The organism is Citrobacter sp. Cpo221 (genome assembly GCF_030332345.1).
Taxonomy (GTDB): Bacteria; Pseudomonadota; Gammaproteobacteria; order Enterobacterales; family Enterobacteriaceae; genus Citrobacter; species Citrobacter portucalensis.
The window spans coordinates 36553-49097 of record NZ_JAOWIA010000034.1 but is presented as its reverse complement, the minus strand read 5'-3'; the positions used below and the strand labels follow the sequence as shown (position 1 = coordinate 49097).

Sequence of the window (12545 nt, the reverse complement as noted above, 5' to 3'; positions counted from 1 at the left end):
GGCTCACAACATCGGCTGGCGCTGAGCCAGTTCGATAAAATGCTGCAGGGCGGGCTTTAGCTCGCCTTTTTTCCACGCCATCAACAGCGCAATGGTCGGGACATCGCCAACAATAGGACGGAAAACCACCTGTCCGGTATTAAAATTATTCATATAACCGGGTATCAAAGTCACCCCCAGCCCCATGCCGACCAGGTTCATGGTCACCAGAATGTTGGTTGCCACCTGCACAATGTTGGGCTGGCTTTTTTGTCGCTGAAACCAGTTTTTGACAATCATCGCTAACGCGCCGGAGTAGGCCGGATCGGTACTGACAAAATTCACGCCGTGTAGTTGTTCTGCGGAGATTGCTTGCTCATTCGCTAACGGATGATTCACCGGTAAAACCACTACTAACGGCTCATGAATCAGCTCCAGATAATCGAGATCCGGGCTGTACACCGGGTGGCGCATTAAGCCCACATCCAGCTCTCCACTCAGGATCTTCTCTTCCTGTTCAGTGGTGATCAGACTCACCAGCTCAATGTGCGTATCAGGCTGTTTTAAACGAAACAAAGGCAGCACCTTCGGCAGCAGATTTACCTCTGCGGAAGGGACAAAACCGATGGCGAAATGATTATCTTCCTGCACCGTTTTACGGGCACGAACTTTGGCGTTTTCCGCCTGTTCGAGGATCGCCAGCGCATCTTGTAAAAAGCACTCTCCCGCCGCCGTCAGCGCAACTTTTCGTTTATCCCGCACCAACAATGGAACGCCCACGCACGTTTCCAGATCGCGGATCTGGCTGCTTAACGACGGCTGAGAGGTATGCAGCTTTTCTGCCGCTCGGGTGAAATTCAGCGCCTGCGCCACCGCTACGAAATAGCGTAAGTGCCTCAGTTCCATGCCCTTCTCCTTGTTATCGAAAAAATGTCTCAACTGGTAGAAATTTACTATTTCACAGATTGATAACTAAACAGCAACATCCTTAGGGTACAAAAAAAGAAGGTCAATACATCTTAGCTTTCAGGATTAAAAAATATGACCACACCCTCAAATTTAGACATCTACCAACTGATCGATACGCAAAACGGTCGCGTAACCCCACGAATTTATACCGACCCTGAAATTTACCAACTGGAGCTGGAACGCATCTTCGGACGCTGCTGGTTATTTCTCGCCCACGAAAGCCAAATCCCCAAACCCGGTGATTTTTTTAACACCTACATGGGCGAGGATGCAGTTGTGGTGGTTCGCCAGAAAGACGGCAGCATCAAAGCGTTTCTCAACCAGTGTCGCCACCGCGCAATGCGCGTCAGCTACGCCGACTGCGGTAATACCCGCGCCTTCACCTGCCCGTATCACGGCTGGTCGTACGGCATTAACGGCGAGCTGATCGACGTCCCGCTGGAACCGCGCGCCTACCCGCAAGGGCTGTGCAAATCGCACTGGGGGCTGAACGAAGTTCCTGGCGTAGAGAGCTACAAGGGACTGATTTTCGGCAACTGGGATACCTCCGCGCCTGCGCTGCGCGATTATCTCGGCGACATCGCCTGGTATCTCGACGGTGTGCTGGATCGTCGTGAAGGCGGCACCGAAATCGTCGGTGGCGTACAAAAGTGGACCATCGATTGTAACTGGAAATTCCCCGCCGAACAGTTTGCCAGCGACCAGTATCACGCGCTGTTCAGCCATGCCTCGGCCGTGCAGGTGCTGGGGGCAAAAGACGACGGCAGCGATAAACGCCTGGGAGACGGACAAACCGCCCGCCCGGTGTGGGAAACCGCCAAAGACGCACTACAGTTCGGTCAGGATGGGCACGGTAGCGGATTTTTCTTTACCGAAAATCCTGATGCCAATGTCTGGGTCGACGGCGAAGTCTCCAGCTACTACCGTGACACCTACGCGGAAGCCGAGCAGCGTCTGGGTAAAGTTCGCGCCCTGCGTCTGGCCGGTCACAACAACATTTTCCCAACGCTTTCCTGGCTCAACGGTACTGCCACCTTAAGGGTCTGGCATCCGCGCGGGCCGGATCAAGTTGAAGTGTGGGCATTCTGTATTACCGATAAAGCCGCCTCTGATGAAGTGAAAGCCGCGTTTGAAAACAGCGCAACGCGGGCTTTTGGCCCCGCCGGATTCCTGGAGCAGGACGACTCGGAAAACTGGTGTGAAATACAAAAACTGTTGAAGGGTCATCGCGCACGCAACACCAGGTTGTGTCTGGAAATGGGGCTTGGCCAGGAGAAACGTCGTGAAGACGGCATTCCGGGGATCACCAACTACATCTTTTCGGAAACCGCCGCGCGCGGCATGTATCAGCGCTGGGCCGATTTGCTCAGCAGCGAAAGCTGGCAGGAAGTGCAGGAGAAAACCGCAGCTTACCAGCAGGAGGTGATGAAATGAGCACCTTAGTTTCTCAGGAACTACACCACCGCATTACACAGTTTCTCTACCATGAAGCCAGCCTGCTGGATGACTGGAAGTTTCGTGACTGGCTGGCACAACTGGATGAAGACATTCGCTACACCATGCGTACGACGGTCAATGCCCAGACGCGCGATCGTCGCAAAGGCGTGCAGCCGCCGACCACCTGGATTTTCAACGACAACAAAGACCAGCTCGAACGTCGTATCGCGCGGCTGGAAACCGGCATGGCCTGGGCGGAAGAGCCACCGTCGCGTACCCGGCACCTGATCAGCAACTGCCAGGTCAGTGAAACTGGAGTTCCCGACGTCTTTGCCGTGCGCCTTAATTATCTGCTGTATCGCGCGCAAAAAGAGCGCGATGAAACCTTTTACGTCGGCATGCGCATAGACAAAGTGCGCCGTTTGCCGGGCGATGAGTGGCGCTTACTGGAGCGTGAGATCGTGCTGGATCAAGCGGTGATCACCTCCCATAACCTGAGTGTACTGTTCTGATGAGTCGTGTTTATGCCTGCCCCGTAGGGGATTTGCCGGAGGGTGAAGCGCTCCGGCTTGATACTTCGCCCGTCATCGCGCTGTTCAACGTTGGCGGCGAGTTCTATGCCATTAACGATCGCTGTAGCCACGGTAACGCCTCGATGTCGGAAGGCTATCTGGAAGACGACGCTACGGTGGAATGCCCGCTGCATGCCGCCAGTTTTTGCCTGAGAACCGGCAAGGCGTTGTGTCTACCCGCCACCGATCCGCTAACCACCTACGCAGTATATGTGGACGGTAGCGATGTGTTTGTTGATATTCCAGAGGACGCAAGATGAGCGATTTACGCGATAACGTGGTCTTTATCACCGGCGGCGGCTCCGGTCTTGGCCTGGCGCTGGTCGAGCGTTTCATCGAGGAAGGTGCGCGGGTCGCCACGCTGGAGCTGTCGCCAGCTAAAGTTGCCAGCCTGCGTCAGCGCTTTGGCGAACATGTGCTGGCAGTCGAAGGCAACGTCACCTGCTACGCCGACTATCAGCGCGCGGTAGATCAAATCCTGACGCATTACGGTACGCTGGACTGTTTTATCGGAAATGCGGGGATATGGGATCACAACGCCTCGTTGGTCAATACGCCTGCGGATGCGCTGGAGAGCGGCTTTCATGAGCTGTTTAACGTCAACGTGCTGGGCTATCTGCTGGGCGCAAAAGCCTGTGCCCCTGCACTTATCGCCAGCGAAGGCAGCATCATCTTTACCCTGTCCAATGCGTCGTGGTATCCCGGCGGCGGCGGCCCGCTGTATACCGCCAGCAAACATGCGGCTACCGGGCTGATTCGCCAGCTGGCATACGAGCTGGCACCAAAGGTTCGTGTTAACGGTGTCGGTCCATGCGGTATGGCGACAGATCTACGCGGCCCGCAGGCGCTGGGACAAAACGATACATCGATTATGCAGTCGCTGACGCCGGAAAAAATCGCCGCTATTTTGCCACTACAGTTTTTCCCGGAGCCGGCGGATTTTACCGGCCCGTATGTGATGCTGGCGTCAAGGCGTAACAACCGCACATTGAGCGGCGTGATGATCAATGCCGACGCCGGTCTGGGTATTCGCGGTATTCGTCACGTCGCCGCCGGACTGGATCTCTGAGGAGGCGTTATGAACCCAAAAACTATCGCTATCGTCGGCGGCGGTCAGTCGGCAGCTATGGCTGCCGCTGCACTGCGCCAACAAGGATTTGACGGCGAATTACACCTGTTTTCCGATGAGCAACATCTGCCCTACGAACGCCCACCGCTCTCCAAAGCGATGCTACTGGACGATAATCCGCAACTTCAGCCGATACTCCCCGCTGACTGGTGGCGGGAACACAACGTACAGCTGCATCTGGGGGTTACTGTGCGGACGCTCGGCCGCCAAACGCATCAGTTGGTGCTGGCTAATGGGCAGAGTTATCCATGGGATCGGCTACTGATTGCGACGGGCGCTGCGGCACGCCCCCTTCCGCAACTGGATAAGCTGGGCGATCGTTGCTTCACCCTGCGCCACGCGGGCGATGCCGAGCGCCTGCGCGACAATTTATTGCCGGGCAAGTCGATTGTCATTGTCGGTGCGGGCACCATTGGTCTGGAACTGGCGGCCAGCGCGACTCAACGTGGCTGTCAGGTGACGGTGGTGGAGCTGGCGCCAACGGTCATGGGCCGCAACGCGCCTGCTCCGGTGCGCGACTATCTGCTAGCCCGCCACCAACTTGCGGGCGTGCGAGTACTGCTTAACAGCACTATTGAGCATGTCGAAGCAGGAGAGTGTCTCTCGCTCACGCTACAAAACGGCGAAACTCTCACCGCTGATGCGGTGATCTATGGCATCGGTATCGTGGCGAACGATATGCTGGCCCGCGAAGCGGGGCTGGAGACGGCGAACGGCATTATCGTTGATACCGCCTGCACCACCTCCGATCCCGCGATTTTCGCCGCCGGTGACGTAGCGATAACGCGCCAGGCTGACGGTTCGTTAGTACGCGTCGAAAGCTGGGAAAACGCCAATTTTCAGGCACAGGTTGCCGCCGCCGCGATGCTCAATCAACCGCAGCCAGCAGCAACGCCGGGCTGGTTCTGGACCGATCAATATCGCGATAATTTGCAGTTTATTGGCGAAATGCAGGGAGACAGCTGGCTCATACGCGGCAATTCAGATGCGCAGAGAGCAATATGGTTTAACCTACAGGATGACGTGATTGTCGGCGCAGTAACGTTGAATCAGGGCCGAGAAATACGTTTATTGAGAAAATGGATTCAGGCAAAGAAAAAGCCGCCAGTGGCGGCTTTAATCGATGAAACAATCTTGCTTAAGTCAATATAACTGCCGGATGGCACTTCGTTTATCTGGCCTACATGTGAGTTACCTGTAGGCCGGATAAGATGTTTACACCACCATCTGGCAATCCGTATTACTTACGCGTAAACCGGGAAACGTGCACAGATATCGAGCACTTTACCTTTGACGCGCTCGATAACAGCTTCGTCATTGATGTTGTCCAGAACGTCACACATCCAGCCAGCCAGCTCTTTCACTTCAGCTTCTTTAAAGCCACGGCGAGTCACAGCCGGAGAACCGATACGGATACCGGAAGTCACAAACGGGCTCTTCGGATCGTTCGGTACGCTGTTTTTGTTAACGGTGATGTTAGCACGGCCCAGCGCGGCGTCAGCTTCTTTACCGGTCAGGTTTTTATCAACCAGATCCAGCAGGAACAGGTGGTTTTCAGTACCGCCAGAAACCACTTTGTAGCCACGGTTCAGGAACACTTCCACCATCGCTTTGGCGTTTTTGGCAACCTGCTGTTGGTAAACCTTGAACTCAGGCTCCATCGCTTCTTTCAGCGCCACAGCTTTCGCCGCGATCACGTGCATCAGCGGGCCGCCCTGCGCGCTTGGGAACACAGCGGAGTTCAGTTTTTTGTACAGCTCTTCGTCACCGCCTTTCGCCAGGATCAGGCCACCGCGCGGACCCGCCAGGGTTTTGTGGGTAGTGGTGGTCACAACGTGTGCGTGTGGAACCGGGTTCGGATAAACGCCCGCGGCAATCAGACCCGCAACGTGCGCCATATCGACGAACAGGTATGCACCGATGCTGTCGGCGATTTCGCGCATTTTTGCCCAGTCAACAACGCCGGAGTAAGCAGAGAAGCCACCGATGATCATCTTCGGTTTGTGCTCTTTGGCCTGCTTCGCCATGTCTTCGTAGTCAATTTTGCCGGACTCATCAATACCGTAAGGGATGATGTTGTACAGTTTGCCGGAGAAGTTAACCGGGGAGCCGTGAGTCAGGTGGCCGCCTTGTGCCAGGTTCATACCCAGAACGGTATCGCCCGGTTGCAGCAGAGCGGTGTAAACAGCGAAGTTAGCCTGAGAACCAGAGTGCGGCTGTACGTTGGCGTAGTCAGCGCCAAACAGCTCTTTTGCACGATCGATAGCCAGTTGCTCAACGATATCAACGTACTCGCAACCGCCGTAGTAGCGCTTGCCCGGATAACCTTCAGCGTATTTGTTGGTCAGCTGAGAACCCTGCGCCTGCATAACACGCGGGCTGGTGTAGTTTTCGGAGGCGATCAGTTCGATGTGCTCTTCCTGACGTACTTTTTCCTGCTCCATAGCCTGCCACAGTTCGGCATCATAATCGGCAATGTTCATTTCACGCTTTAACATCCGCATCTCCTGACTCAGCTAACAATAGAATTTCGGCCTAAAAAGGCAGTCCCTAGGACTTCGGCCAACAGTATAACCGAATCATTCTTCGATAACAGGTCTTGACAAAGGATTTTACGCAAACGATTACCTTCGCGGTACGCAAGGCTTTGGAGAACAAAGGTCTGCTGAATTTCAACGGATTTCTTTTCAGGTTTGTGATGCAGATTTTTCACGATGTAACCTTTACAACGCAAAGTTACAAAGAACCATTTACAATGCAGGGGTATTTTTTATAAGATGTATTTGACATACATCATTAAAGTCTCAGATAAAGGAAGACCGTATGCTTGACGCACAAACCATCGCTACAGTGAAAGCCACCATTCCCCTGCTGGTTGAAACAGGCCCGAAGCTGACCGCCCATTTCTACGACCGCATGTTTACGCATAACCCAGAGCTGAAAGAAATCTTCAACATGAGTAATCAGCGTAATGGCGATCAGCGTGAAGCGCTGTTTAATGCTATTGCCGCGTATGCCAGCAATATCGAAAATCTGGCGGCACTGTTGCCGGCTGTTGAGAAAATCGCACAGAAGCATACCAGCTTCCAGATTAAACCCGAGCAGTACAACATCGTGGGTGGCCATTTACTGGCAACGCTGGACGAAATGTTCAGCCCAGGCCAGGAAGTTCTGGATGCGTGGGGCAAAGCATACGGCGTGCTGGCGAACGTTTTCATCAACCGTGAAGCGCAAATCTACAGCGAAAATGCCAATAAAAATGGCGGCTGGGAAGGTACCCGTCTTTTCCGCATCGTGGCAAAAACCCCACGCAGTGCACTTATCACCAGCTTTGAATTTGAACCTGTCGATGGTGGCGCAGTGGCTGAATATCATCCGGGGCAATACCTGGGCGTCTGGTTAAAGCCGGAAGGTTTCCCGCATCAGGAAATTCGTCAGTACTCACTGACCCGTAAACCCGATGGCAAAGGCTACCGTATTGCGGTTAAGCGTGAAGACGGTGGTCAGGTTTCAACCTGGCTGCACAACCATGCGAATGTTGGCGACGTTGTTCACCTGGCCGCACCTGCGGGCGATTTCTTTATGGACGTCGCGACCGACACCCCGGTATCTCTGATCTCCGCGGGCGTGGGACAAACCCCAATGTTGGCGATGCTGGATACGCTGGCAAAAGCGAAGCATACGGCGCAGGTTAACTGGTTCCACGCGGCAGAAAATGGTGACGTGCATGCCTTCGCTGATGAAGTCAATGAACTCGGCAAAACGCTGCCACGCTTTAGCGCACACACCTGGTATCGTGAGCCAACCGAAGTCGATCGCGCGAAAGGTGCGTTTGATAGCGTAGGTCTGATGGATTTGAACAAACTGGAAAGCGCAATTAGCGATCCGGCGATGCAGTTTTATCTGTGCGGTCCGGTTGGTTTCATGCAGTTCGCCGCGAAGCAGCTGGTCGGTCTGGGCGTGAAAAACGAGAACATTCATTACGAATGCTTCGGTCCGCACAAAGTCTTGTAATGTGTTACGCGAGTAGGCCGGATAAGGCGTTTACGCCGCCATCCGGCAATCACTCTACCTGATGCGCTACGTTTATCAGGCCTACAAATTAACGGCGCGGCTTAGATTGCCGCGTCGTCTTCTTCACCGGTACGAATACGAATAACGCGTGCCACGTCGAAGACAAAAATCTTACCGTCGCCGATCTTGCCGGTCTGGGCAGTACGAATAATGGTGTCGACGCAGGTATCGACGATGTCGTCGGTAACCACAATTTCAATTTTTACCTTCGGCAGAAAATCCACCATATATTCCGCGCCACGGTACAGCTCGGTATGGCCTTTCTGACGGCCAAAGCCTTTCACTTCTGTCACAGTCATACCGGTAATGCCGACTTCTGCCAGCGCTTCGCGGACATCGTCCAGCTTGAAGGGTTTAATAATCGCATCAATCTTTTTCATGCTATTCCTTGAAAAGGTCGCCTGTCTTTTGATCAAATAAAGCTAACATAATCCGCAGATTTATTCTTTGAAATCGTTTGCATCCAGCTCGTGCCGAGAAAGCAATTTATAGAATTCGGTGCGGTTGCGCCCCGCCATTCTTGCCGCATGGGTCACATTGCCCTTGGTGATTTGCAGCAGCTTACGCAGATAGTTGAGCTCAAACTGGTTACGCGCCTCAACAAAGGTCGGCAGCGCGGTGTTTTCCCCTTCCAGCGCCTGCTCCACCAGCGCGTCGCTGATCACCGGCGAAGAGGTCAACGCCACGCACTGCTCAATCACGTTGACCAGCTGACGCACGTTGCCCGGCCAGCTGGCGGTCATTAACCGCTTCATGGCATCGGTTGAAAAGGCGCGTACGAACGGTTTGTGCCGTTCAGCAGACTGGCGCAGCAGATGGTTCGCCAGCAGCGGAATATCTTCCGTACGCTCGGCCAGCGCAGGGATCTTCAGGCTCACCACGTTGAGGCGATAGTACAAATCCTCACGAAATTCACCCCGAGCCATCGCTTTGGGTAAATCGCGGTGGGTCGCAGAAACGATCCGCACATCAATGTCGATATCGCGGTTACTGCCCAACGGTCTGACTTTTCGTTCCTGCAATACGCGCAGCAGTTTCACCTGTAACGGCGCAGGCATATCGCCAATCTCATCGAGAAACAGCGTGCCGCCTTCCGCGGCCTGAAACAGCCCTTCACGATTGCTCACCGCACCGGTAAAAGCCCCCCGTGCATGACCAAACAGTTCTGATTCCAGCAGTTGTTCCGGCAACGCACCGCAGTTAATGGCAATGAAAGGTTTTTGGCTGCGTGGGCTGGCGTTGTGAATAGCCTGAGCGAAAACTTCTTTCCCGGTTCCGCTTTGGCCGTTAATCAAGACGCTAACGTCCGATTGCGCCACCATCCGCGCCTGTTCCAGCAGGCGTAGCATCAGCGGGCTGCGGGTAACGATAGATTCGCGCCAGCTGTCATCGGTGGCGGGCGCAGACTGTTCCAGCGCCCCGTCAATCGCGTGATATAACGCGTCCTTGTCGACTGGTTTAGTGAGGAAACTGAACACCCCTTGCTGGGTCGCCGCAACAGCGTCCGGGATGGAGCCGTGAGCGGTCAGGATAATCACCGGCATCCCAGGCTGTACTTTCTGGATTTCAGTAAACAGCTGCATGCCGTCCATTTCATCCATGCGCAGATCGCTAATAACCAGATCCACTTTTTCACGGTTCAGCACCCGTAACCCTTCCTGCCCACTTTCCGCGGTCACGACGCTGTAGCCTTCGCTGGTCAGTCGCATTCCAAGTAATTTCAACAGTCCCGGATCGTCATCCACCAGCAGCAGATGCGCGGGCTTACGGCTTATCATGGCGTAACCTCATCGGCAGACGGCGCTGCGCCTTCTTCGTTATCAGGCGTAGTGAGTTTATCGTTCCCGTGCAGCGCATCAGGATTGTAGTTACCGCCAGGTTTGCGCGTGGAAAGCTGGCGCTCAATATCGGTCAGATTCTCCAGCTTGCGGGTCGTGAGATCGAGCTGGGACTGCAAATGCTGCTGCTGTTGGCGCAGCGTATCGAGATCGCTGTCGGACGCCTGCTGGAGTTTACTGTAGCGCATACGCTCTTCGGCAAGCTGCAACTGCAACGTTTGGCTGCTGCGCCAGACCTGATACAGCGGGCGTACCTGCGGCGGAATTTGCGGGCTTAACGCATCGAGGCGCGTAACAGCCTCCCGCCTTTCAGGCGGCGTAATGTTGGCATTATCGAGCAGGATCCCACGCCTGAAAGCGCCCTGCCAGGTATCTGTCATCAGGGTGCTGGCTTCACTACGCGCCTGCACCGGCATCAGGCGATTGGCACAATCCATCGCCCTCAGCCAGTACAACGGATTGGTTTCTGTGGACTGGCCAGACAGCGACCAGATATCCGTACAGTCGGTTGCAAGGTAGTCTGCCAGTTGATTAGGCGGAATTTTCTCCTGCGAAGGATCGCCGATAATATGATTCACCGCGTTCGGGACACAACCAACCAGCGCCAGGCACGGCAGGCTTGCGAGGATGACGCGACGAAGAAAATGTCGTTTAAGCATTCGGACAACAACGTATGGCATACTCACCAGACTTAGGTTTATTTTAGTGATTTTTCGCAGCAGCTAGCGGCAGTTCTATGCGAAAACAAACGTTTTGCGCATGGTCATCAACCAGATACAGCTTGCCCCGCATACGGCGGATGCAATCTCTGGCAATGCTTAGCCCCAACCCGCTTCCTTTTACCGCCCCTTTTCGCTGATGACTCCCCTGGAAAAAAGGCTCGAAGATCATGGTCTGTTCTGCTTCTGGAATCGGTGTGCCGGTATTCATTACATCGATGTATACCGTTGAGCCATGCAAACTGCTGCGGATCCAAATGTTACCGGATTCAGCACCATAGTGCACCGCATTGGAATAAAGATTGTCCAGCACGCTCATCAACAGCATCGGTTCTGCCAGGCAGGTGTTCACCGCAAGCGCAACATCAGTATGTATCATTTTGGCGCGAGCGGGCAGGCTATGCGCAGAAACAACGCTTTCCACCAGCGGCGTGATTTCCACACTTTCAAGTTCCACCTCGTCATCAGCCAGCTTGCGGTTGTAATCAAGGAGTTGTTCAATCAGCTTTTGCAGGTTGCGGCTGCTGTCATCCAGAATACCGACCACCTCTTTTTGCTCCGCTGTTAACGGGCCAACCACCTGATCGGCCAACAATTCGGTACCTTCGCGCATGCTCGCCAGCGGTGTTTTCAGCTCATGGGAAAGATGGCGTAAAAACTGATGCCGTTGCGACTCAAGCCAGGAGAGGCGTTCGCTTAACCAGATGATACGCTGCCCCACGGATCTCAATTCCCGTGGCCCGGTAAATAATACGCTATCCCCCAGCGAGCGCCCTTCTCCCAGACAGTTGATCATCCGTTCAATGCCCTTCACCGGACCGATAATCATGCGGGTAAACAGCAAGACCATCGCCAGGCTGACGAGAAACAGCACCAGTGCCTGCCAGCCAAAAAACTGCCCACGTTCGGCTATTTCCTGCTGTAACTGCTGCCCACGAGAAAAGACCACGGTACGCGTCGCTTGCACCATCTCGGTATTGGCATTGGCGAATGCTTCCAGTCGTGCAGCCGACACACTGTCAGGACCACTGTTTTTACACTGCAACTGCGCGAGATCGTTAAGATCCTGACGCAACGCCTGGTAGAGCTTGGTATCCGGCAACACCCCCGCATGCGCATCCAGCATGTCGCTGTAGCGTTTACGCTGGCTTTGGTAGACCCTGGCCAATGTTGGGTCATCAAGCACGCAGTATTGCCGATAGCTGCGCTCCATCTCCAGCGCGACGTTGGTCATCGCCTCGCTGCGTCTGGCATCAATCAGCGTGGTGCGGTTGGTCAGCGCAGCCTGCGCGCTCAGGGCATTCAGACTTTGCCATGCCTGCCAGGCCAGAACTAACAACGGCAGCAGGATAAGCAAGAAGGCCAACGTCACCAATTGACGTAAAGATCGGGGAAAAACTGACCAGCGCTTCAAGGCGTTACTCTCAATGGACAGGAATAGATTGATGCTAACTGAGGGGAACGCCAGATACAACAAAGCCGGGATTAACCCGGCTTTGTTATGGAATAAGGCGGTGCCTAACTCGACGTTTCGCCCGGAGGTTGATATGAGCAATGCTAATATCAGATGTTGGACGGCAGGCACCTTGTTGTGCGTCATTCGAAGTTTATGTAGCACGTCCCGAAGGGGCTGACATAAGAAGGTGAATGAGCCACTGGTTAATATTATGCAGCATCTGTGCCAATATTCAAAACACTTTATTAACACAATGATAAGTATGAAAAATATTATTATTTTCACAAATAACAATTCTGGCTGTTTTTTGTTCTCTCTGTCGCCAACCAGCGACACTTGCAGCACTTAAAAACAAATCACTATTAAATCAAA

Annotated in this window: 12 protein-coding genes; 6 read left to right on the top strand and 6 right to left on the bottom strand. The window is 54.1% G+C overall.

The window, feature by feature from the left end; translation table 11 throughout:
• Positions 1–3: 3 nt before the first annotated feature.
• Entirely contained in the window at positions 4–885 is an 882-nt protein-coding gene (gene hcaR, locus OGY72_RS06665) for a DNA-binding transcriptional regulator HcaR (protein ID WP_003835264.1), read from the bottom strand.
• Positions 886–1020: 135 nt separating this feature from the next.
• Here hcaR and hcaE point away from each other — a divergent pair, with 135 nt between their 5' ends.
• The 5 genes from hcaE to hcaD are packed head-to-tail and all read left to right on the top strand — an operon-like array spanning position 1021 to position 5238.
• A complete protein-coding gene (gene hcaE / locus OGY72_RS06660) occupies positions 1021–2382 on the top strand; it encodes a 3-phenylpropionate/cinnamic acid dioxygenase subunit alpha (protein WP_063941929.1) in 1362 nt (453 codons plus the stop codon).
• Positions 2379–2897, top strand: a complete 519-nt coding sequence (gene hcaF / locus OGY72_RS06655; protein WP_032944241.1) for a 3-phenylpropionate/cinnamic acid dioxygenase subunit beta — start codon at positions 2379–2381, stop codon at positions 2895–2897. The genes hcaE and hcaF overlap by 4 nt, the downstream gene beginning before the upstream one ends.
• The gene (hcaC, locus tag OGY72_RS06650) at positions 2897–3217 is read left to right on the top strand and encodes a 3-phenylpropionate/cinnamic acid dioxygenase ferredoxin subunit (protein ID WP_003835270.1); all 321 of its coding nucleotides are present in this window, start codon (positions 2897–2899) and stop codon (positions 3215–3217) included. Before hcaF ends, hcaC begins: the two co-directional genes overlap by 1 nt.
• Positions 3214–4026, top strand: coding sequence for a 3-phenylpropionate-dihydrodiol/cinnamic acid-dihydrodiol dehydrogenase (gene hcaB / locus OGY72_RS06645; protein WP_286547456.1), 813 nt, complete (start codon positions 3214–3216; stop codon positions 4024–4026). The genes hcaC and hcaB overlap by 4 nt, the downstream gene beginning before the upstream one ends.
• A gap of 9 nt (positions 4027–4035) precedes the next feature.
• Complete coding sequence (gene hcaD / locus OGY72_RS06640) at positions 4036–5238, top strand: phenylpropionate dioxygenase ferredoxin reductase subunit (RefSeq protein ID WP_164562532.1); 1203 nt, start codon at positions 4036–4038, stop codon at positions 5236–5238.
• Between the two features lie 92 nt (positions 5239–5330).
• On the opposite strand, the gene glyA is transcribed toward hcaD, so the two are convergent.
• The gene (glyA, locus tag OGY72_RS06635) at positions 5331–6584 is read right to left on the bottom strand and encodes a serine hydroxymethyltransferase (protein ID WP_003835277.1); all 1254 of its coding nucleotides are present in this window, start codon (positions 6582–6584) and stop codon (positions 5331–5333) included.
• Between the two features lie 325 nt (positions 6585–6909).
• Here glyA and hmpA point away from each other — a divergent pair, with 325 nt between their 5' ends.
• Positions 6910–8100, top strand: coding sequence for an NO-inducible flavohemoprotein (gene hmpA / locus OGY72_RS06630; protein WP_286547455.1), 1191 nt, complete (start codon positions 6910–6912; stop codon positions 8098–8100).
• A gap of 101 nt (positions 8101–8201) precedes the next feature.
• Here hmpA and glnB read toward each other — a convergent pair whose 3' ends face one another.
• The 4 genes from glnB to qseE are packed head-to-tail and all read right to left on the bottom strand — an operon-like array spanning position 8202 to position 12131.
• Positions 8202–8540: a nitrogen regulatory protein P-II gene (gene glnB, locus OGY72_RS06625; RefSeq protein WP_002914032.1), complete on the bottom strand. Its 339-nt coding sequence runs from the start codon at positions 8538–8540 to the stop codon at positions 8202–8204.
• Positions 8541–8600: 60 nt separating this feature from the next.
• On the bottom strand, positions 8601–9935 hold the full coding sequence (glrR, locus tag OGY72_RS06620; RefSeq protein ID WP_304502732.1) for a two-component system response regulator GlrR: 1335 nt from the start codon (positions 9933–9935) through the stop codon (positions 8601–8603).
• Positions 9935–10678: a two-component system QseEF-associated lipoprotein QseG gene (gene qseG / locus OGY72_RS06615; protein WP_003835304.1), complete on the bottom strand. Its 744-nt coding sequence runs from the start codon at positions 10676–10678 to the stop codon at positions 9935–9937. Before qseG ends, glrR begins: the two co-directional genes overlap by 1 nt.
• A 22-nt stretch (positions 10679–10700) precedes the next feature.
• Positions 10701–12131 carry a two component system sensor histidine kinase QseE/GlrK gene (gene qseE / locus OGY72_RS06610; protein ID WP_126319769.1) on the bottom strand — a complete coding sequence of 477 codons (1431 nt, stop codon included), beginning with the start codon at positions 12129–12131 and terminating at the stop codon, positions 10701–10703.
• Positions 12132–12545 lie beyond the last annotated feature (414 nt).